Raw genomic sequence first — 25,156 nt, 5'->3', positions numbered from 1 at the left:
CTATATTATTATTTAAAGGCTTTCTCATGGGGAAATCATCGAATAGAAGTACCGAGTACTTCTTTACTGGAAAATACTACGACGATAATGATGGTAATAGTATTACTGCTATTGGTGTTGGTGGTGAAGTTTATGCTTATGGCGGAAATGATGATGTTACTGTTGGTTCATTTAAAGTCGATGTATACCATACAGATGGTGACCTTGCGGTAAAGGGAGCTTCAGGTTACACCGGCATTAGTAAAACGGGAAATGGTAGTCTGTCATTTGCGGGTGCAGCCGGTGCAGCTTTTATTAATCACACGGGTGATACGGGAAATTTAAATTATTCGGGTGCCGCCGGCTACAACAAACTGGTTCGTAAAGGTTTGTCTGGTGATACAAATTTTAAAGGGGTCGGTGGATACAATAAGTTATGGCATGAAACTAACAGGGGAAATTTAGATTTTGCCGGTGCAGGGGCATACAATGACATTGACCATACCTGGTTTAACCGTTATCAAGATTCACAGGGAAATGTGACTTTTAATGGCGCAGGCGCTGCAAACAGCATCAATTCACGAGTAGAGAGCGGTAACGTTACATTTCATGGGGCAGGTGCTGATAATCACATCGTACGCAAAGGTAAAGAAGGTAACATTATCTTACGTGGTGCGGGGGCATCGAATCGCATTGAGCGTGTACGCCAAAATGAAGATCGGTATGAACAGACCGGCGGTGATATTACTTTTGAAGGTGCGGGCGGTTATAACAAACTCTATTCTGATGTCGCACATGGCAATATTAATTTCTCCGGTGCGGGTGCTTACAATGAAATCACCAGAATAGACGCGAATAGCAATTTCGATGATGAGACACTGGAATTTGCTAAAGCTAAAGAAATCGTATTGATGACAGCAACGATGGGAGGAAACGGGAGCCAGGAGTTTCAGCACGTTACAGGTATTAAATCAACCGTCGAACCGGATACCTATCTTTTTGCGTTTGCTGACAAAATGTACACTAAAATCAGCAAAGTCCAGCTTCAAAATAATCCCACCACGGGTAGACTCGGTTATCATGCCACTTCTTGGTATAAAGCAGGTAATCACCTTAAAGATCTTGCTGTGAAAGAAATTTCGTCAGGCAATGGATTTGTCGCGGTAAACGCTAATGGCGCTTACCGTCTCTCCAGTTTGGTTTTTGAGCATCAGCAACCCATCGAGATTCATGCTATTGAGGAAAGCCTGCTGATAGATCAGTGGGTAACCTATGCGGATGGCATGGTGATTAAAGCAGAGGATATCTTGCTAGGTGATGCCAAAATGGGGGGATATGCGATCTTCTCTGATGGTCGCAAAGTCGATGTTTCCCCAGTCAAATCGAACCGGCAGCCCAATACTTATGTATATGCCAAGGTCATGGGGCGATATACCAAAATCGTTGAAGTTCAGTTGAAAAACGATCCTGATACAAGGCAACTGAAATACAACGCACTAGCATGGTACAAAGCAGGCGATCATACGCGTAATTTGGCTAATAAAGAGCTTTCCTATGCTAACGGATATACCTCTATTGGTCCCGGTTACACGTTAAGCCAGCTTCAATATGGTGTTAATACGGTGCGCCGTACCTCCCATCGATTAGTACATAGTGAAGAATATCGTCAGCAAGACTTTGTAAAGTCATCCACAAGCAGTGGTTACGTTAATTTTAGCGGTGTGGGTGGTGGAAACGTTATTAAATCTAATGTCACGCGAGGAAATGTTAATTTTAAGGGTGCAGGGGCGGCGAACGTCATTTTACACGGCTCAGAATTCGGTGATACGAGTTTTGATGGAGCTGGTGCAGCTAACGTCATTGTAAAACGTGGTGAAAAGGGCGATCTGACATTTCATGGTGCGGGTTTAGCCAATGTTCTGGTTCACCAAAGCCAGAGCGGGAAAATGGATGTTTATGCTGGTGGCGCGGTAAATGTTCTTGTGCGTGTTGGGGATGGACAATACCTGGCTCATCTTTTGGCTTATGGCAATATTTCGATCCACAAAGGCGGTGGTAACAGCCGGGTGCTGATGTTGGGCGGGTACAACACTCATACCCAAATCGGTAATGGCAATGGGAACTGGTCTGGTGTGGGCGGTTTTAATGTCATCACCCAGGCGGGAACAGGGGATATCTCCTCCGTACTTTTGGGGGGCGCTAACGTGCTCACTAAGCTCGGTGCGGGAGATCTGGTTTCCGGTATGTTCGGTGGCGCCAATATTATCACTCATCTCAGTGATGAGATCGAAACTGCTGACACCACCGTCATTGCGCTGGGTGGAGCCAACATCTTTACCAAGAAAGGGAAAGGCAATGCCTTGGCGGTAATGGGTGGTGGTGCCAATGTTCTCACGCATATCGGTGACGGTAATACCACGGGCGTTATGCTCGGGGGCGCTAATGTTTTGACCAAAGTTGGAAAGGGTGACACGACCGGCATCATGTTTGGCATTGGTAACGTATTGACCCATGTTGGTGAAGGTTTGACACTGGGTGTGATGGTCGCGGCAGGAAATATCTTCACCACAGTCGGGGAGGGTACATCGATTGCGGCCATGATTGGTGCAGGCAACCTGTTTACTCAGGTCGGCAAAGGGGATGCATGGGCGTTAATGGGCGGTGCAGTGAACGTCTTTACCAAAGTGGGTAACGGTAACGCGCTGGCATTGATGGTAGCTGCGGGCAATGTGTTTACTCATATTGGCGACGGTACCAGCGTTGCTCTGATGCTGGCAAAAGGCAATATCGCCACCAAAGTGGGTAACGGCATGGCTCTGTCAGCAATGATTGGTCAGGCCAATATCTTTACCCATGTGGGGGATGGCGATACTTTTGCCGCCATGATTGGTGGCGCCAATGTGCTGACCAAAGTCGGTAATAACCTGACCGCCGCCTTAATGATAGGGAAAACCAATATCTATTCGCATATGGGTGATGGCACCAGTATCGGTTTGGTTGCCGGTGAACTGAACGTGATGACCAAAGTCGGTGAGGGTACAACGCTGGCGGCAATGTTTGGTAAAGCCAATATTATGACCCATGTCGGGAGTGGTTTAACCGGCGTGTTAGCACTAGGTGAGGCCAATATCGTTACCAAAGTGGGTGATGATTTTATGGGGGTTGTTGCCGCGGCGAAAGCGAATGTTGTTACGCATGTTGGCGGCGCGACAACCGCTGGTATCCTGTTTGGCAAAGGCAATATTCTGACCAAAGTGGGAGACGGTACCACGATCGGCCTGCTTATTTCCGATGTGGGTAACGTGATGACTCATGTTGGAAAAGGGACGACGGTGGGTTTTGCCAAAGGTAAAGCCAATCTTATTACCAAAATTGGAGATGGTGCCGGGGTGAACGCGGCTTGGGGGGAAGTCAATATTCTGACGCAGGTTGGTGATGGCGACCGTTACAACTTCGCCAAAGGTAAAGCCAATCTCATTACCAAAGTGGGGAATGGACAAGAAGTCACGGTGGTTCAGGGTGATGCCAATATCATTACTCATGTGGGTAACGGAGATGACTACACGGGTGCTTGGGGCGAAGCTAACGTTATCACCAAGGTAGGAGATGGACGCAATGTGGTGCTTGCTAAAGGCAAGGCTAATATTGTTACTCAGGTAGGTAAGGGCGACAGTTTTAACGTCTTATGGAGCGAAGGCAATGTCGTCACCAAAGTGGGTGACGGTATGCAGGTGACGGTGGCAAAAGGGAAAGCTAACGTAACCGCGACAGTAGGCAATGGCTTAAATGTAACTGCTGCTCATGGTGACACTAATATTAACACCCATGTGGGTGATGGTATTTCGGTTAACGTGGCGTGGGGGAAATATAACGTCAATACCAAAGTTGGCAATGGCCTCAATATTGCGGTAATGAAAGGCCAGGGCAACGCTAATATTCAGGTTGGCCATGGTTTAGATGTAAATGCCTCTTATGCACATAACAACGTGGCAATTAAGATTGGTGATGGTGATTTTTACAGCTTGGCGGTTGCATCGAGTAATACAGAAAGCAACAAACTTGCTTCTTTCTTCGACAATATTAAACAAACTGTACTCGGTGTAGGAGGTAGTCAGGCGATTAACTATCTGGTGCATGGGGATGAGGCTAATACGTCAGGCACTCACAAAGGCAGAGGTGCAATTAACTTAACCGAAGTTTCTACCATTGATGGTTTTAAGATGGATGAAATTGATCAAGTTGGTTCGGACTTAAGTGGTCGTCTGAGTTGTTCTGTAACAGCGGTAGAAGTGCCTGATATTGACTCAATAGAAAGTTCTTTAGCTGGTTCGCTGAATCGAAAAACGCGATCGGGATCGGATCGGAACCAAAACCTGATCGTCAATGGTGACTTTGAACAAGGTAATCAAGGTTGGCAGTCAACTCATGGTGTTGAGGCATATAATCCGGCGAATGCTTACGGCCTTAATAATGCGGGTCATGGAAAACGAGTCAGTGAACTTGATGTAAATGTTAACACCACGCTTTCGCAGGAGCTGCAAAATCTGTCTGAAGGCGAAGTGGTTTCACTGAGCTTTGACTTTGCTAAACGTTCAGGTCTTGCTTCAAGCGAAGGTATGGACGTGCTATGGAATGGTAAAAGTATCTTCTCAACCTCTGGCAACGAAGTTGAATGGCAAAACAAGACACTGCAATTAACCGCACAAGAAGGTACTAACCGAATTGAATTTAAAGGTATGGGCTGGAATGATGGGCTAGGCTATATCTTAGATAATGTCGTTGTAAAATCTGAAATGTCATTGATTCTGAATGGTGACTTTGAACGAGGTGATCAAAGCTGGCAGTCAACCAATGGCGTTGAAGCCTATAATGCGGCAAGTGCTTACGGCCTTGATAACACAGGTCATGGCTCACGGGTCAGTGAACTTGATGTGGATACCAGTACGACTATTTACCAGGATCTGAAAAACCGGTTTGAAGGTGAAGTCATTTCATTAAGCTTTGATTTTGCAAAACGTGCAAATAGCATTACGTTTAATGAAGGCATGGAAGTTATTTGGAATGGTGAAAGTAAATTTACCATTACAAATGGTGATGCTGCGTGGCAGCATAAGACACTGGAATTAATCGCGAAAGCGGGTATTAACCGAATCGAATTTAAAGGTATCGGTGATGATAATGGTATTGGCTATATTCTGGACAATATTGTTGCGAAATCTGAAAGTCCATTGCAAGTCAATATGGTTACCGAACAGGCGAAGCAGGATAAAACTGCTCAAAGTGCGTTAAGTGATAAAGAAAGAGCCGAAAAAGATCGTCAGCATTTAGAACAAGAAAAAAATAATCAACTGGCGGCCATTGCAAAATCACAATCTCAATTGGAATCAACAGATCGGGAAGCGCTTAACCGGAATGGGCAAGTGCAGAGTGATGCAATAAAAGAAGAAGCTCAGGCAGTGACTGAAGAGCTGACTTTAATAGCTGACAGGTTTAAACAACTTAAAGATGAGACTGATAATAGCCGTGAGTTAGATAGCCATTATCTCGACTATACGGGAGGAATCTCTGAGGAGATCCAGAAACGGCTGGATGACATCAAACCGACATTAGAAAAACGGCTGGCAGATATACATCGGGATACTATTGATACACAGCAAAAAGTAAAAGATACCGTGGTGCTATCAGAAGCTGGTGCCGAAAAAGGTAAACAAAATCGTGATAAGGCAATTCTTGATGGTGTAGGTGCGCAATTCAAAGCAGATCGGAGAAAAGAAGACGCACTTTCACAGCAGCAGCAGGCAGAAAAGGCGAAGGATAACGCCAATATTGCGTATCAGAATGCAGAAAGCCGTGGTAAGCGTGATACCGCAGCGGCGGAGAGTCAAGCCGCTCAGACTCAAGCTGATGCTAAAGGGGCGAAATTGAGTGATTCCAAACCTGCTCGCATTGGTGCAAGTGGCAGCGGTTTGTCAGGAGAAAAAGCCTATGAGTCAACAGGAGCGGGGGAAACCGGCAGCCATATTGATCCTGAATCGATGCCAGAAGCGAGAAACAGATATTATCAAGGGCTGACTGAAGAAGAATTGCAAGCGTTAGAGAATGCTAAACAGGCTGTTAGCCGGTTGCAGATCAACGCGGGAGTTCGTGCGAAAAATACCGGTGTTTCGCTTACTCCGCGGTCTGTTGAAACACAATCTGACAACATTGTGATACCTCCTTTACATGAGACGCGTGAACTCATCAGAAAAGCGCCGATAATGTCTGGTATCAATCTGGAAGGATTGGGGGAAAGCAAAAAGAAGGCGATCGAGTCTTCCGTACTCAGTCGTGCACAGAAAGTCGCTCACATCTACCGTTGGCTTGATAATGGTAACCATAGTGCGTCGGACGGATATATTCCTGTTCCCGGATTTAAGCGTGTTAATGCAGATATTTCTGATAAAACCAGGCAACGTATAGTAACTTTTGTTGAAAAGCATCTCAGGAATCCCAATGCCAAAAACAATGTACCTGAGAATGAAATTGCATCTTTAGCGAAACTGTTTGTTGACGCGACTCTGGATTATGACTGGAATAAACGAGTTGAATTTATTGCCAAAATAGACAGCTATGGCTATAGCTTTGAACCTGCTCGTGATGACAAAAGTATTGTTTCATTCTGGTCCGGGAAGAGTTTTAGAAAGCATCGAGATGTTCTTGAGGCAGCACAACCGGATGGTAAGAAAATTGTTTACGATCTTGATGTGCAGGGAAATGCTTTTGCGATTCAACTCAATCAGCAACTCATGCGTTGGGGAATCATGTACCTTGCCGATCTGGAAAATAGTGAGCATAAAGCGCTAAGAGCGGCAATTGATGCTGCTACGTATAGCAACACTGGTTTCTGGAGTTCCGTCTATGCAGCAGGATCGCGTGGTGATGTTTATTTGATCTCTGAGGGGGGCTTACGTCTTGGTAACTATTTCTGGAATGTTGAATTACCTGTATTGCGTAAACTACAACGTGAAGGATTAGTGGGTGAAATTCGATTGTTGGATAAACCGGCAAGTGAATATAAAGGGTTGCCGACAGAATCTATTGGCCGCAAATTAACCGAGGCGGGGATTACTGTGCAGGCACGGTTTGATGCTTTGACTATTGAAGAGCAAGAAAAACGGCAGGCAGTTAACCCCGGTGGTTATAAAGCCGATACCGTTGTTGATCTCGATATTAAGCTCAGCGCTGTCGACACGATGCTGAATCAAGCATTGCCGTTTTATGGATTACGTACAGAACGTAACTTATTAGTACAAAAGAGTGATGAAGGATTTGAGGTGCGTTCATGGCCTGGTAGTGGCAATGAGATTAAGAGAATTATTGTAAAAAATACGACCAGTAATAATCTGCTGAAAGCAGTTGAACGTTTTATTCTTGCTAATTATGACAATTATGCACAGTTACCTGATGAGTTATATTTCATGGCAGATCGGATTATATCACATCATCAAGGACATACCCGAATTCTTACTGAGAAAGTGAATGGCATCTGGAGGCCCGTGCCAAAATTGATGTCGGTGAGTGAGTTCCAGGAAGCTGCATCTGTTTTGGGTAAAATGCGTGGGGACAGTTACCAAAAAGTCATTGATGCATTAGAGAGTTATCAGAATACCCGACAAGGAAGGAAAGACGATGGATTGGATATGATTGAAAAATTATCCAATTTGCGCCAACAGGTTGAAGGCTATCTCTTAGGTCATCCTGATTCAGATCGTGTACCGGCAATGAAGGCCTTGTTGTCTCAAATTAACACACGCTTTGAAGAATCGATGATATTTACTGAATCTACAGTGAGGATCTCAGAACCAAGGGATTTCAGTAGCTTGTACGATAAGCTTGTCAATGCCAATCTTAAGGATTCAAAACACCTTTATATTGATGAAAATGGTGATTTTGTCACTCGAGGCAAGGCAAATATTCATATTAATCAGAAAGCGGAAAGTGCTGATAAAGCGGTTGAGCAAGTCAAAGCGGCGGTTATTAAAGAATATGGTCAGGATGTTTCTGATGCCGTTTTCTCGAATCTGAAAGCCAGTGATTTATCGAACGATGGTAAAGGTATTGATATTTCTGGTTTAAGAAAGATCCATCAGGCGATTGAGCATGTGTCGATACCTTCTGGCTCTCAGAGCGAAAATCATGATGTGGCAAAAAAAAACTTATTCCAAGAAGTGGGTTATACCATTTTTGACCTTAAAGCAGGTGGAAAACAACTGGCTGATTACTCATTCCACTTTAGTCAGAATGAGGATTTGTTGGGCGAGCTTAAGAAGCTTGTGCCAGAAATTGGTCATGTTCGCCTGACCAATGGTAATGACGTTCAGTCTAAAGAGTTTCTGGAAGGAATATGCTTTGCTCTGTCTTCCCGCTATATGATGGAAGAACGTGTGAATGGCGTGGGAGGCGGAAAAGCTTATATGGCATGGTTGAAGGATGTGGTTAAAGCCTACAACGACAACGCCGTGAATAAGAAAACCGACATCAACTCTGTTGAATCTTCTTTGCTTAATCAATATCGCCGTCAGAAAGCTGGCCCCGCTATCGAAAAGTTGTTGTCAATACAACATTTTCAACAACTTGATGCTGGCAGTTTGATCGAGAAGGCGAAGGGAAATATTGACTATAGTGCAAGGTTAAAAGCAAATGGGTTAACAGGAGCGAGGAGCGGTGATCCGTTGAATCATGATTCTGGTGGCTATGAGTCTGTTATGGAGCAACTGCGCAATGTGAAGCAATCGACTTATATGACATTTATGTCTGAAGATCATGCCATGTCGGTAGTTGTGCATAAGAGCGAAGCTCGGACAATCTGGTCATTCTTCGATCCTAACTTTGGCGCTAACTCGTTTGATCACTATGATGATTTTCGCCGTTTTATGGATTCTTTCCATAAGAGCATTGTCACAGGTTACCGATCTCTTATAGGTTATCAATATGCTCCTGCCAGCCCAGAGGGCAGTTCAAAACTAAGCTTCAATATTAACTATAATATATTTGAAGGTAGTGATGTTACGGATTATGACAGTACTTGGAAACAGGCGCGTGAGGGTGAACAAAGTTATGTATTGCGTGCACTGAAAGAGCAGGAAAAAATGTTTTCGCTGGATTCAGGTGTCAAAGGGCGGATCGTGGATTACCGTGAAGATGTTATCACTCTGGAAGTCACGGATAAGAAAGGCCGGAAGGTTTCTGTTGAAGTAGAAAGCAACAACTTTAAACAAGCAGCCAGTTTCGTACAGTTGAATATCGGTCAGATATTTGCTGATCCGACTGTCAGTAAATTGATATTGAAAGGTTCGGCGAATGGTGATGTAACGGTATCTGTGCTGGGAAAATTATCGTCAGACACTGTTCTAAAAAACAAAGATGTTGAATCTTGGGATCGCATTGCCGTTACACAACAAACCGATGGTAGCGAAACGCGCTTTGATGGTCAGATCATTATCCAGATGGAAGATGATCCTGTGGCAGCCAAAGCGGCGGCAGACTTGGCGGGTAAACACCCAGATTCCAGTGTGGTTGTTCAGCTTGATTCTGATGGTCAACACCGTGTCGTCTATGGTGATGCCTCTAAATTTAAACCATCGGATAAGCTACGCTGGCAGGTTGTGGGGCATGGACGTGATGAATCAACACAGAATCATACCCATATAAGTGGTTACAGTGCGGATGAACTAGCAAGAAACCTGAAACAGTTCAGTCAGAACTTTAGTCAGGCAGGTAAGCCAGATCACATCAGTATTGTGGGCTGTTCACTGATTAGTGATGATAAACGGGATGGTTTTGCCCGTCACTTTATCACTGCTTTAAAGGCGCAAGATATCCACACGAGTGTTTCGGCTCGCCGTAGTGATGTTGCTGTTGATGTCACCGGACGTAAATTTACCCGGGATGAAAATAATCAATGGGTCAATAACCTGGCTGATAACAAAATCGTATTGAGCTGGGATGAGAAAGGCGAACTTGAAACCCATTCAGAGCGGGTTCGTCGTGGTATTGCTGAAGGGGATATTGACCTCTCCCGTGTTGGTATCACGGATGTGGATACACCGGCTAAAGGCGTTATTGCGGATAATGCCGATATTTTCACTGCGCCAGAGAAGCGTAAAAACAAGACTGAAATTGACTCAGGTAACGTATCAAATAATCAGCTCAGTTACTCCGGCAATATCCAGGTGCATGTGGGGAATGGTGAAACGACCTTACTTAACTGGGGGACGTCGAACTTAGGTATCAAGGTGGGCAATGGCGGTTTTAAATCATTAGCTTTCGGTGACAACAATGTGATGGTTCACATTGGTCATGGCGGCAGTAAACATAGCGTGAATATCGGCGGCTATCAGGCGCTTGAAGGGGCACAAATGTTTATTGGTAACCGTAACGTTAGCTTCAACGTGGGCCGCAGTAATGACCTGATGATCATGATGGATAAATCAATCCCGACGCCACCACTGGTTAATCCATTTGATGGTGCCGCACGTATTTCCGGCGTACTGCAAAACATTGCCGATTCCGGTGAGAAACAAGATTGGTTAGCGGTACAAGATCAGCAATGGACATTGTCTGGTGCGAAGAAATTTGTTCAGGATATGTCTGGCTTAGACCAGACCAGCAGTGTGGATTACAACACTTTGGTTGATCTGGATTCTCAGCATGAACGCAGCAGCCGTGGCCAGAGAAATGATACTGAAGCCGCGTTGAATAAGAAATTTAACCAGTGGTTAAGTAGTAATAGCAATAACGCTGATATGGGCAAAATGAGCCGTGCAGATAAATTCCGTCAAGCCAATGAGAAACTGGCCTTTAACTTTGCGGTCGGTGGTCAGGGTGCGGATATTCAGGTGACAACCGGTAACTGGAACTTGATGTTTGGTGACAATATCCACTCTATTCTGGATACTAACCTAGGTTCCTTACTTGGTTTGATGACTCAGCAATATTCGGCAACGGGTATGGCGAAGACCACCTTCACCTATAACCCGCAGGATTTGCCGCGTCAGCTTAAAAACAAGCTGCTTGGTCGATTGGCGGAAGTGGGGGCTGATACCACTTTAGCGGATATCTTTGGTGTGGATTACACCGCGGATGGCCGGATTGTTTCCCGCACAGGCGAGCCTGTGGATGGCGTGGCTATTCTGAAAGAGATGATTGAAGTCATTGGGCAATTCAGTGGTGAACAACTGCAAGCCTTCACTGATCCAAGTAAACTGCTTGATGGCTTGAAATCTCATCTCAACATGGGTAAGGATGGCATCAGATCATTTGCGGAAAGCCATGGCCTGAAAGAGAAAGAGCCTGATGGAAATGAAACAGGCAAAGTTTCAGTAGTCGATACTGAAAAAGCACAAATCAGTGCTCCAGTTACTGACAGCACTAAACTGGAGCGTGCGTTTGGCTTTAATTCACTGAATCTGCCTAACCTGTTTGCGACGATATTCAGTAAAGACAAGCAAGAAGAGATGGCATCGTTGGTGACCAATCTCAAAGAGAATCTGACGGCTGATTTGCTCAATATGCAAGAGAAAACATTCGATTTCCTGCGTAATAGTGGTCATTTGCAAGGGGATGGCGACATCCACATATCGTTGGGTAACTACAACTTAAACTGGGGCGGCGACGGAAAAGATCTCGGTGCTTATCTGGGCGATAACAACAACTTCTGGGGAGGTCGTGGTGATGACGTTTACTACGCGACAGGGGTATCCAATATTTTCACCGGAGGTGAAGGTCAGGATCTGGGGGTCCTGATGGGGCGTGAAAATACGATGTTTGGCGGCCAAGGGGATGATACCGCAGTTGTTGCCGGGCGTATTAACCATGTCTTTATGGGTGAGGGTGATGATCAAGCATTTGTCTTTGGTGAAGGCGGTTTGATTGATGCTGGAAAAGGCCGGGATTATGTCGTGGCCTCAGGGAACTACAACCAGGTGGATGCCGGAGAAGATCAGGATTATGTCGTGACCATCGGTAATAACAACCGGGTTGAGCTTGGTAAAGGGAATGATTTTGCCAGGGTCTTTGGTAATGACAACTGGATCGGCGGTCATTCAGGCAATGATAGCATTAAGCTGATGGGCTACCATGCGGTTATCAATGGTGGTGATGGTGATGATCATCTGATAGCGGAAACCATTTCGAAGTTCAGCCAGTTTGATGGCGGTGATGGTCAGGATCTGCTGGTGCTGGGCGGTTACCAGAATAAATTTACAGGCGGCGCAGGTGTAGACAGCTTTGTGGTCAGCGGCAAGGTGATTGATAACCTGGTAAATGATATCAGTGCAGAAGATATGATCGTCTTTAATGATATTAACTGGCAAAACCTATGGTTCCAGCGTAGTGGATACGATTTGGTATTGTCAGTGAACCGTTATACTCAGGATAAAACCGCTCAGGGTATCTTTGAATCGTTAGGTTCAGTTACCTTTAATAATTACTTTAATGGCAATCGCGCTAAATTGGTGGTTCAGATGAGTGATAAGAACGCATTGGGAGAGCGTGAATTTACTGCGCTTTCAGATAACGCGGTTGATTCATTGATCCAGGCAATGAGTAGTTTTGCACCTACCGCGGGCGATAATGGTTTTATTGAAAATTTAGTCGGTAAAGCGAAAGTTGCTATTACGACGGCGTGGACAGATACCATTATAGAGAAAGGAAAATTTGCTTAGTTAACTCTCTATACTAAAAGTAGAATGAATAATGAAAATGGCTCACAGAATAGGTGAGCCATTCTTTTACGTATGAATAACGAGTGGTTATTATAGATTTCTCGTTAACTAATTGTTATTTATTTGATGAAATTTTTTGCTAAAAAAGTAGGATGTTATTATCTAATTTACTTATATGATTTTACTCGTTATAATTTTTTAATGTTTTTACTTTGGTGGAATAAAATAATTGGTTCTAATTAATAAGAAGTTATATCTTAGTTTAGCAATGACTTTATTATCTTTTCTGTATTTTTAGTGTTCTTGTCGAAAAATACATGTACATTAAATATTTTTGAATTTTTTATTCCTTTAATTTTTCTGGAATGAAACAGGCTAATGGATGAAATAACTTTGAATTAGGTATTTTATATAAGCGATATAATTGATTTTTATTATTGGGGATTTTTCTGTTAAAAGATCAGAAAATTTTAACTGTTTTTCAGGAAATTGAATATTCAAAGCAACCGCTGTATTCATTAAATACCGTGGTTTTCTGCTTAACCTCAGCTATAAATTAAAGGATTATTTATGGGGAAATCATCAAATAGAAGTACAGAGTATTTCTTTACTGGAAAGTATTACGACGATAATGATGGTAATAATATTACTGCTATTGGTGTTGGTGGTGACGTTTATGCTTATGGCGGGGATGACAATGTTACGGTTGGTTCATTTAAAGTCGATGTATACCATACAAATGGTGAACTTTCGGTAAAAGGCGCGGCAGGTTACGCAGGTATTTGTAAAACGGGAAATGGCGGCCTGTCATTTGCGGGTGGGGCAGGCGCTGCTTTCATTGATCATATGGGTGAAAAGGGGGATTTGTATTATTCAGGGGCTGCCGGCTATAACAAACTGGTTCGTAAAGGCTTATCGGGTGACACCCGTTTTAAGGGGGCGGGAGGATATAATGAGTTATGGCATGAAACTGACCAGGGCAATTTGTATTTTGTCGGCGCAGGGGCAGCTAATGATATTGACCGTACCTGGTTTAACCGTTATCAGGGGACTCAAGGTGATGTGACATTTAATGGCGCGGGTGCGGCAAACAGCATTAATTCGCGGATGGAAAGTGGTGATATCACTTTTGAAGGTGCCGGCGCGGATAATCATATTGTGCGGAAAGGCAGAGAAGGCAGCATTATCTTACGTGGCGCAGGAGCATCAAACCGCATTGAGCGTATACGCCACAGTGAGGATGTGTATGAACAGACTCGCGGTGATATCACTTTTGAAGGTGCCGGTGGCTATAACAAGCTCTATGCCGATATTGCCCATAGCAATATCAATTTCTCTGGTGCAGGGGCTTATAACGAAATTACCCGGGTGGGTGCGGAGAATGAAATAGAATTTGCGCAAGCCAAAGATATTGTTATGACATCGGCAACAATGGAAGGGGGTTGGATTGAGCAACCTCAGCCAGTTAACGCAATTAAATCCACCATAGAGCCTGACACTTATCTGTTTGCATTTGCCGATAATGTTAATACTAAAGTCGTTGCCGTGCGACTCCAGAATGATCCTGATACCGGTAAACTCCGTTATTACGCTACTGCCTGGTATAAGGAAGGTCATCATCTTAAAGATTTGGCTGCGGAAAAGATCGCAATGAATAATGGATTTTTTCCGATTGAAAACGAAGAGGATATTAATCTTGCCAGTATTAACCTTCTATATCGACAAACAACCACGATACATGGTATCGAGGAAGCGGTATTGCCAAGTAAGTGGGTGACTTATGCTGGTGGTACCCATGTTAAAGCGGAAAATGTCACACTGAGTGATGCCAAAATAGGAGGATATGCCATCTCTGCGGATGGTTCGAAAATTGATGTATCCGCAGTTAAATCAAACAGTTTGCCGAATACCTATGTGTATGCAACCTTTTTGGAACCCTATACCAAAGTGGTTGAAGTTAAACTGGCCAATGATTATGAAACAGGGAAACTGAAATATATTACAAAAGCCTGGTATAAAAAGGGTGACTATACGGGTCGTTTAGCGAATGAAATATTTTCCTGTCCTCATGGCTATAAATCAATCGGAGCGGGTTATACGTTAAGCCAGCTTCACTATGATTTAAATGTTGATCACAGTATTCCTGATCGTTTAGCTCGTCTTGAAGGCGATTCTGAGCAAGATCTTACCAAATCATCAATAACCAGTGGTGATAGCTCTGGCGATATTTATTTTAGCGGGGCGGGTGGTGGAAACGTTATTAGATCCAGCGTTACGGACGGTGATGTTAATTTCAACGGTGCGGGGGCGGCTAACGTTATTTTGCACAGTTCGAAATTCGGTAATACGCATTTTGAAGGTGCTGGTGCCGCCAATGTCATTGTGAAAAGTGGTGAAGAGGGCAATCTGACATTTCGTGGTGCGGGTTTAGCTAACGTCCTTGTTCACCAAAGCCTGAGGGGAGAAATGGATGCTTACGCCGGTGGTGCGGCAAATGTTCTTGTGCGGGTTGGTGACGGGCGATATCTGGCTCATCTTCTGGCTTATGGCAATATCTCGATCCACAAAGGCCATGGTGACAGCCAGATACAGATGTTGGGTGGTTACAACACCCATACCCAAATAGGTGATGGCAGTGCGAACTGGTCAGGGGCAGGCGGTTTTAATGTTATCACCCAAGCAGGAAAAGGGAATCTCTCCTCGGTACTTTTGGGCGGCGCTAACGTGCTGACTAAACTCGGTGCCGGTGATCTGGTTGCCGGTATGCTCGGCGGCGCCAACATTATCACCCATCTCGGTGATGAAATTGAAACATCAGACACGACGGCGATAGCACTGGGCGGAGCCAATATCCTCACCAAAAAAGGGCCGGGTAATACACTGGCGGTAATGAGTGGCGGTACAAACGTACTGACTCACATCGGTGACGGCAACACGACTGGGGTCATGCTGGGTGGCGCTAATATCCTGACTAAAGTAGGCGACGGCAATACGACCGGTACTATGCTTGAGGTGGGTAACGTGTTTACCCATGTCGGTGATGGGCTGACGTTGGGTGTCATGGGAGCAGCCGGAAACATCTTCACTAAAGTTGGGGATGGCACTGCGATTGCGGCTATGCTTGGTGCGGGGAACATTTTTACTCATGTTGGCAACGGTGACGCGTGGGCGCTGATGGGTGGCATCGCAAACATCTTCACTAAAGTGGGTGATGGCGACGCATTAGCATTGATGATAGCCGCCGGTAACGTGTTTACCCATGTTGGTGATGGCATGAGCGTTGCCTTGATGCTGGCAAAAGGCAATATCGCGACCAAAGTGGGCAACGGCATAACGCTGTCGGCAATGATTGGCAAGGCGAATATCTTTACCCATGTGGGTGATGGCAATACCTTTGCTGCCATGATTGGTGGTGCCAATGTGTTGACCAAGGTTGGTGACGATCTGACTGCGGCTTTGATGGTGGGTAAAGCCAATATCTACTCGCATGTGGGTGATGGCACCAGTATTGGCTTGTTTGCTGGTGAGCTGAATGTCATGACTAAAGTCGGTGATGGCACAACGCTGGCGGCAATGTTTGGCCGGGCCAATATCATGACCCATGCCGGCAAGGGTTTAACCGGTGTTTTGGCGCTGGGTGAGGCCAATATTGTCACCAAAGTGGGTGATGATTTTATGGGGGTGGTTGCGACGGCGAAAGCTAACGTCATCACGCATGTCGGCGATTCGACAACTGCGGCGGTACTGCTTGGCAAAGGCAATATTCTGACTAAAGTGGGAGAAGGCACGACAGTTGGTCTGCTTATTTCCGATGTGGGTAATGTCATGACACATATTGGTGATGGTACAACCGTGGGTTTCGCCAAAGGTAAAGCCAATATCATCACTAAAGTGGGGAATGGTACTGGGGTGAACGCCGTTTGGGGTGAGGCCAATGTCCTGACTCAGGTGGGTGATGGCGATCGTTACAACTTTGCCAAAGGTAAAGCGAACATCATTGCTAAAGTGGGGGATGAGCAGGAAGTCACGGTCGTTCAGGGTGATGCCAATATTATCACTCATATCGGTAACGGTGATGACTACACGGGAGCCTGGGGCAAAGCTAACGTTATCACCCGGGTAGGTGACGGGCGTAATGTGGTGCTGGCTAAAGCCGATGCAAACATTGTGACTCAGGTTGGTCACGGTGACAGCTTTAATGCGTTGTGGAGTAAAGGCAATATCGTCACCAAAGTGGGTGATGGTATACAGGTGACCGCTGCGAAAGGCGAAGCCAATATCACGACTACGGTGGGGAATGGTTTAAATGTGACGGCCACGCATGGCGACCTTAATGTGAATACCAAAGTGGGTGACGGTGTTTCCGTTAACGTGGTGTGGGGTGAATATAACGCTAATACCAAAGTCGGAAATGGCCTGAATGTGGCGGTTATGAAAGGCGCAGGCAACGCCAATATTCAGGTTGGTGATGGTCTGGCTATCAACGCCTCTTATGCCCGCAATAACGTGGCGATTAAGATTGGCAACGGTGATTTTTACAGTTTTTCTGTTGCAGAAAGCAACAAACTCTCTTCCCTCTTTGAAAATATCAAACAAACTGCGTTAGGTGTGGCAGGCAGTCAGGCGATCAACTATCTGGTTCAGGGTGATGAAGCTAACACGCCTGGGACATATAAAGGCAGAGGCGCAATTAACTTAGTGGAAGTTTCTGCAATTGATGGTTTTCAGATGGATGAAATTGCGCCGGTAGATTCAGATTTAAGCCGTCGTCTCAGTGGTTCTGTAACTGCGGTGGAAAGGCCTGATATTGACTCGATAGAAAGCGCTTTGCATCGAAAAACAAGATCTATACCGAACCAGAATGGAAACCTGATCGTCAATGGTAACTTTGAGCAAGGTGGCTTGGGTTGGCAATCAACCAATGATATTGAGGCATATAACCCAGCGAGTGCTTATGGTCTTGATAATACCGGTTATGGCAAACGGGTCAGTGAACTTGATGTTGATAAAAACACGACGATTTCGCAGGAGTTGCAAAATCTGTCTGAGGGAGAAGTGATTTCGCTGACTTTTGATTTTGCGAGTCGTTTAAATGAGATAGGTCATGATCTCAGTGACAATGGAATCATGGTGTTGTGGAATGGTGAATCAGTATTCTCAGCTTCTGGGGAGCGGGCTATCTGGCACAGCCAAAAACTTGATTTAATGGCAAAAGCGGGGACTAACCGGATTGAATTTAAAGGTACAGGCCAGGATGATGGATTGGGCTATATCTTGGACAATATCGTTGCGCAATCTGAGCATCAACGACAAACCAATGCGGTTACCGAACACGCGAAACAGAATAAAGCGGCGCAAAATGCGTTAAACGATAAAGAAAAAGCCGAAAAAGATCGCTTATTGCTGGAGCAGGAAAAAGATAATCAACTGACAGCTATTGAAAAATCGCAATTCCAATTGGAATTAACGGATAAGAAAGCCCTTAGCCAAAATGGATTGATGCAGCGCAATGCGATAGAAGCAGAAGCGCAAATGGAGACTGACAAACTGATTTCCATGACTCAGGGCTTGGAGGTGCTGGATGATTATGCCAATTACGACGGTGAAGCAAGTGACCCGTGGCGCGATCAATTTGCTGCCGAGTTTTTGGGGCGTGTTCAGTATGAGTTGGATTACACCAAATTGATTGCACAGAGAAAATTAGCGTCTGCTCAACAATATATTACTGATAACCAACAACAAATAGAAAAAACGGTAGCGAAATCAGAAGCGGGTGTAGCAAAAAGTGAGCAGCATCATGCCAGTGCAAAACAAGATATTGCCGACGCCAAGAAAAAAGCTGGGTTAAGAAAAGAAGAAGCGTTATCGCAGCAACAGCGGGCCGAAAAAGCTAAAAATAACGCTAATATTGCGTATCAGGATGCTAAAAAGCAGGGTGAGCGCGATACGGCTACGGCTGAAAATAAAGTTACTCAAGTACAAGCAGATGCTAAAGGCGCTAAACAGAGCGACGCCAGACCTGATCGCGTTGGGGCTGGTGGTAGTGGTTTATCTGGTAAAGCCTACGAATCAACAGGGGCAGGGGAAACCGGTAGCCATATAGATCCTGAATCTATGCCGGCAGTTAAAGGCAAATTCTACAAGGGCTTGGCCGAAAAAGAGCTACAGGCGCTGGCGGGCGCTAAACAAGCGATTAATTGTTTACAGATAAATGCAGGCGTTCGCGCAGCAAAGACAGGCGTTTTGGATACTTCAACGTTTGCCAAAACACAATCTGACAACCTGGCGGCTCCAACCTTAAACAGCTCCGGTGAGTTTGTCAGAAGATCCCTGCGAATTTCAGGCGTTGATTTGCAATCGTTGGGGAATGATCTGCAAGGAGAGCAGCATAATTCCGTTATTTTTGACAAGCTAAAATTTAATTTATTGAAAGAAGGAAACAAGCTGTTTATCCATTCCGATGAGGGAACATTAGGCCAGAAAAAACAGCTGAGTAAGGTGTTGAACGCTGTACATGAAATTTTCAACAAAAAAATGATGCCCCATTTTGATGAAGAGCATGTATTGCAATTTGAACAGGCACTTTCTTATTGGCAACAACGTAACCTGGCGGAATTTGCCCGGCGTAGCAGTCAAGTGGACTTAGTACGCTTTAAGACCGGCAGGATGATTGAACACTTGCAAGCCCAGAGAGCCGCCTCAGTTGGGATCCTTGGGATTACGGTGGCACCTCAACATGTTGAACAACTGAATCCGCAGATAATACTGGATGGAATTGGACGTGTTGTCGGTCTGAAAGGTGGTGGTGTAACCAAAGACGACATTGATCGCCTTATTGAATGGCAAGTGACACCGTTGACCCGAACAAACTCAATGGCTGAACGGGAAGTACCCAGGACCGAAAGTGAAAGCCTCATTGCTTTCATGAGCCGACTGGAAGAGGTGGATATCCCGGAAACGACATCTTTGGTTGAGCGGGCTAGGGAACTCTGGCTCACCGGGCAGGTGACATCCAAAAAAACCATCAAGTTATTTAATGACGCTGCCACTCAGTTACAGGCATACCCTGAATTACACGCTTTGGTGCTTTCATTACAGACTGATGCCCGCAGAAAAAAGGCAACTACCCAATATATTGATAACTTATTTGGCCGCCGTTTTGATTCAGAATTGGCTCATGGGTTGGTGAAAACCGTGTCACCGGATGCGATAGTGGCAGCCCGGCGGACAGGTCAATTCCTGGTGCAGGAGTTTGAACAATGGATGAAAAATACCTCTGTTGCACCCGTGCGTGATATTGACCTCAGAATGCAAGCCTTTGCCAATACCATTAAGAAGGATATTCGCCCTTGGTTCAGCCGGGTACCTGAACTGACCACATTCTTGCAACAGCCGACCTTTGATAACTTTAAAACCATGATGACCAAAGTGGATAACGGTTTTGAAATGATCAAAATACCGTTTCTGGCGGTAAAAATGTCGAACGTGGATGGCATGGGGTTGAGTTCATCTCAATGGAAGGCGCAAGGGGATATTTTCTATCGGGAAGAAATCTACAAGAGCCGTTCGACCAGCAGTCAGTTAGCCAAATGGGCTGATGTAACACACAAAGTGAAGATAACGGAGCAGCAAACCAATGATTACGGTATTGCGCTGCCTTACCAGCCATCGGGTGAGCGGTACGAAGACTTTCTGTCTGGCAGGAAGGTTGCCGCCGGCAGAATTCTGACGCCCGGACATGAAACAGCGCTTGAACGTAACGCGCTGGCGCAAGGGCATTCCGTAGTGACGGGGGCCTCTGGCTCGACCAATATCATGGTTCACCTCAATAACTATATCGCCAGTCAAGATCCCACTTTCCCGGCGGATCAGGGATATCTAAATACATTGGTGTTCCTGGTGTTTGATGGCGGTCATTCCGTTAATGAAAGTCTGGTCGTTTACAAAGCGTTACAAGCGACGGGCGATGGACGCAGGCAGGTACTGCAAAACTACACAGCCAGTTATATGGACCTGATGGATATCGCCGGAGATAAAGGGAAGCTATGGATAAGTCAGGCATTAAATAGTGCTTTTGAGAAAACTCAGCACCTCTATCGGCAATATGATTTGGAGAAAAAACAGGGTGGTTCTCCTGTGGAAACGTTACACGCGTTATCTGACAAAAATAACGTTTCAGAGTCAGTGGTAATCAGGAATGACGACACTCCGCCGCATGATCATGGATCTTTAAATCCGCTGACTCAATTCTTTAACAACGAACTTTATGGTCTTAAAGAAGATCGCCGTTATATCAGTGATGAGACTCAGGTGGACTTGAACGAGGCTGTTAATCATGGCAAATCAAGCAAAATCACCCTAAAAGGTGGGCAGGGGCGTTTAACCGGATATTATCATCTGGGGGACGTGGGATCTGGCAGCCCTTCAACAACGGCAACGAAAAAAGTGGTGCTGTTTATTCATGGTTCAGGATTATCCGCAGAGGAACAAGCCAGCGCTATCCAAAGTCATTATCAAAAACAAGGTATTGATATGCTTGCCATCAACATGCGTGGATATGGTGGCAGTGATGGTGGGCCAAGTGAGAAAGGGCTTTATCAAGATGCCCGGACAATGTTCCGGTATTTGGTGAAAGATCGTGGTATTGATCCGGGTAACATCATCCTTCATGGTTATTCCATTGGAGGGCCAGTTGCGGCTGATCTTGCCCGCTATGCAGCACAAAATAATCAAGCCGTGTCCGGTTTGTTACTCGACAGGCCGATGCCGAATGTGGCCGAAGCCATAACCGCGCATGAAATACCAAACCCTGGCGGCATCACAGGGGCATTGGCAAAAGTGATGAATGGGCAATTTTCAGTAGAAAAAAACCTTAAAGGTTTGCCGATCAATACGCCAATCATGTTGTTGACTGACAATCAAAATCTTGGTCATCAGGGGGAAAAGCTACGTACGAGGCTAATCTCCTCCGGTTACCACGTATCGGGTGAACAAACTTTCCACGGTCATGAAGAAAGTAGCGCCTTGATGAGTCAATATGCAGACAGAATAGTCTCGACTTTCTCTGATGCTCAAAATAAACATCGTGCTGTGGTAAAGAACCTTGCGCAAAAGCGTGAAGCCCGTGGAACCCGCTTTGATGGTCAGCTCATTATTCAAATGGAAAATGATCCAGTTGTAGCGAAAGCCGCGATCAACCTGGCGGGGAAACACCCGAGATCCAGCGTCGTCGTTAAACTTGAACCTGACGGGAAATATCATGTCGTTTATGGCGATCCCGACGAATTATCAGGCAAATTACGCTGGCAGATTGTCGGTCATGGCCGGGAAGAATCAGCTCAAAATAACACACGTCTGAGTGGCTACAGTGCCGACGAACTGGCGATAAAACTGAAACAGTTCAGACAAAACTTTCGCCAGGCGGGGGAACCTGAACGAATTAGTATAGTGGGTTGCTCACTGATTAGTGATGATAAACGGGATGGTTTTGCCTATCGTTTTATTGTTGCCTTAAATGAACAAGGTATCCGCAGTGAGGTTTCTGCGCGTCGCAGTGAAGTTGCGGTTGATGCAACTGGCCGTAAATTTACCCGCGATAAAAATCACCAGTGGGTTAACAAACTGGACGATAACAAACGGGTATTGTGCTGGAATGAACAGGGTGAACCGGCGACCAGAACAGAAAAAGTGCGTCGTGGCATTGCAGAGAGTGATATCAACCTTGCCAGTGTGGGGTACAGAGAGGCTGATGCGGTGAGCAGAGGGATAATTGCGGATAACGTTAATATTTTCACTGCACCGGGGAAGAGAAAAAACAGGATTGAAGTCAGCTCAAACCATCGACCGGATAAATCGCTGACTTACTCCGGTAACATTCAGGTGAACGTGGGTAACGGTGAATTTACGGCGATCAACTGGGGAACATCAAACGTGGGTGTCAAAATCGGGACCGGTGGATTTAAATCACTGGCCTTCGGTGACAACAATGTGATGGTTCACATTGGTGATGGCGACAGTAAGCACAGTGTCAATATCGGTGGTTATCAAGCACTTGAAGGGGCTCAGATGTTTATTGGTAACCGCAACGTCAGCTTCAATCAGGGCCGCAGTAATGACCTAATAGTGATGATGGACAAATCAATCCCAACGCCACCGTTGGTTAATCCATTTGATGGTGCTGCTCGTATTACGGGTGTACTGAAAGCCATAGCTCATTCTGGCAAAGAGCGGAATTGGTTGGCGGCACAGAATCGGCAGTGGACGCTATCTGGTGCGAAGAAATTTGTGCACGATATGTCTGGTCTGGACCAAACCAGCAGTGTGGACTACAAAATGTTGGTTGATCTGAATTCGCAACATGAACGTAGTAGCCGTGGCTTAAACAGTGACATGGAAGCTGTACTGAACAAGCAATACAACCAATGGTTAAGTGGTAACGGCAACCATATTGATCCGGGCAAAATGAGCCGTGCAGATAAATTCCGTCGAGCCAATGAAAAGCTGGCCTTCAATTTTGCGATTGGTGGTCAGGGGGCGGATATTCAGGTCACAACCGGTAGCTGGAACTTTATGTTCGGTGACCATATACAATCGATTCTGGATACCAACTTGGGTTCACTGTTTGGTTTAATGACTCAGCAATACTCGACAACCGGTATGGCGCGAACAACATTTACCTATAATCCACGGGATTTACCGCGTCAGCTTAAGAACAAACTGCTTGGCCGATTAGCGAGTGTTAAAGCGGACACCACCTTAGCGGATATCTTTGGTGTGGATTACACCGCAGAGGGGCGGATTGTTTCTCGCACTGGTGAACTGGTTGATGGCAAGGCTATTTTGCAAGAGATGTTGTCAACTATTGGGCAATTCAGTGGTGATCAACTGCGAGCCTTCACTGATCCGGATAAATTAAATGATGGTTTAAAACAGAACATCAAGATGCATGCTGATGGTATGGAAGCCTTTTTTGTCAGTCATGGACTAAAAGAGAAAGCGCCTAATGAACATCAGGAAAAAAGATCGCGGGTGGCCATTAACGGCGGGAAGACACCGGTTGATGACAAATCAGAGCGTGCATTTGGCTTTAATTCGTTAAATCTGCCTAACCTGTTTGCGACGATATTCAGCGAACATAAACAAGAAGAGATGAAATCATTAGTCACCAATTTGAAAAAGAATCTGACCGCAGATCTGCTCAATATGGAGCAGAAAACCTTTGATTTCCTGCGTAATAGTGGTCACTTGCAAGGGGATGGCGATGTCCATGTCTCGTTGGGGAACTATAACTTCAACTGGGGTGGTGACGGTAAAGATCTCGGCGCTTATCTGGGAGACAACAATAACTTCTGGGGAGGCCGTGGTGATGACGTTTATTACTCAATTGGCACATCTAACATCTTTACGGGCGGTGAAGGTAATGATTTGGGTGTCCTGATGGGACGTGAAAACTGGATGTTTGGCGGTCATGGGGATGACACCGCAGTGGTGGCCGGACGCATTAACCATGTATTTATGGGGGAGGGGAATGATCAGACATTTGTTTTTGGCGAAGGTGGTTTTATTGATGCGGGTAAAGGCCGGGACTACGTTGTGACTTCCGGCAACTACAACCGGGTGGATACTGGGGAAGATCAGGATTATGCCGTGACCATCGGCAATAATAACCGGGTAGAGTTAGGTGAAGGTAATGACTTTGCCAGAGTATTTGGTAATGACAACCGCATTGATGGCAACACCGGCAACGATGTGATTAAGCTGATGGGTTACCATGCGGTGATCAATGGCGGAGACGGTGATGACCACCTGATAGCCGCTGCTATTTCGAAATTCAGTCAGTTTGATGGTGGGGAGGGGCAAGATCTGCTGGCGCTGGGGGGGTATCAAAACCATTTCTGGGGTGGCGCGGGCGTAGACAGCTTTGTGGTCAGTGGTAAAGTGATAGAGAATCGGGTTAATGATATCAGCGCAGAAGACATGATTGTCTTTAACGACGTTGACTGGCAAAACTTGTGGTTCCAGCGTAGCGGATATGATTTGGTATTATCGGTGAATCGTCATACTCAGGATGGAACAGAGCAGGGCATATTTGAGTCAGTGGGTTCCGTCACCTTTAATCATTACTTTAATGGCAATCGCGCCAAATTGGTGACTCAGATGGGGCGTAAGGACGGAACAGGAGAGCGTGAATTTACTGCACTTTCAGACAATGCGGTTGATTCCTTGATTCAGGCCATGAGTGGTTTTTCCCCGACAGTGGGTGATAATGGTTTTATTGACAGCCTGGACAGTAAAGCCAAAGCCGCCATTACGACGGCGTGGATAGATACCACGATGGGAAAAGGGAAATTTGCCTGATTAATTTGCTATAAGTAAGTAAAAAAGTTTTTGTAAAAGTAAATAGCATACTTAAAGAACAACCATATTGTTGAAACAACAGAAATAAGTTGTTGTTGAGTATGCTATTGAATTTC

At 45.4% G+C, this 25,156-nt stretch carries 2 protein-coding genes; both read left to right on the top strand.

What is annotated here, in order from left to right:
• Positions 1 to 26: 26 nt before the first annotated feature.
• Entirely contained in the window at positions 27 to 12,683 is a 12,657-nt protein-coding gene (gene rtxA / locus C5471_RS15395) for an MARTX multifunctional-autoprocessing repeats-in-toxin holotoxin RtxA (RefSeq protein ID WP_133814726.1), read from the top strand.
• A 570-nt stretch (positions 12,684 to 13,253) separates the two neighbouring features.
• On the top strand, positions 13,254 to 25,040 hold the full coding sequence (rtxA, locus tag C5471_RS15390) for an MARTX multifunctional-autoprocessing repeats-in-toxin holotoxin RtxA (protein ID WP_166296092.1): 11,787 nt from the start codon (positions 13,254 to 13,256) through the stop codon (positions 25,038 to 25,040).
• The last annotated feature ends 116 nt before the right edge of the window (positions 25,041 to 25,156 follow it).

Source organism: Photorhabdus tasmaniensis, from assembly GCF_011189505.1.
In the GTDB taxonomy this organism is placed as follows: Bacteria; Pseudomonadota; Gammaproteobacteria; order Enterobacterales; family Enterobacteriaceae; genus Photorhabdus; species Photorhabdus tasmaniensis.
This window is presented reverse-complemented; position numbering and strand designations above follow the sequence as displayed.

Bases quoted from the DNA above. Each gene is read 5' to 3' on its own strand.
- rtxA (WP_166296092.1), top strand. From the start codon at position 13,254: ATGGGGAAATCATCAAATAGAAGTACAGAGTATTTCTTTACTGGAAAG.
- rtxA (WP_133814726.1), top strand. From the start codon at position 27: ATGGGGAAATCATCGAATAGAAGTACCGAGTACTTCTTTACTGGAAAA.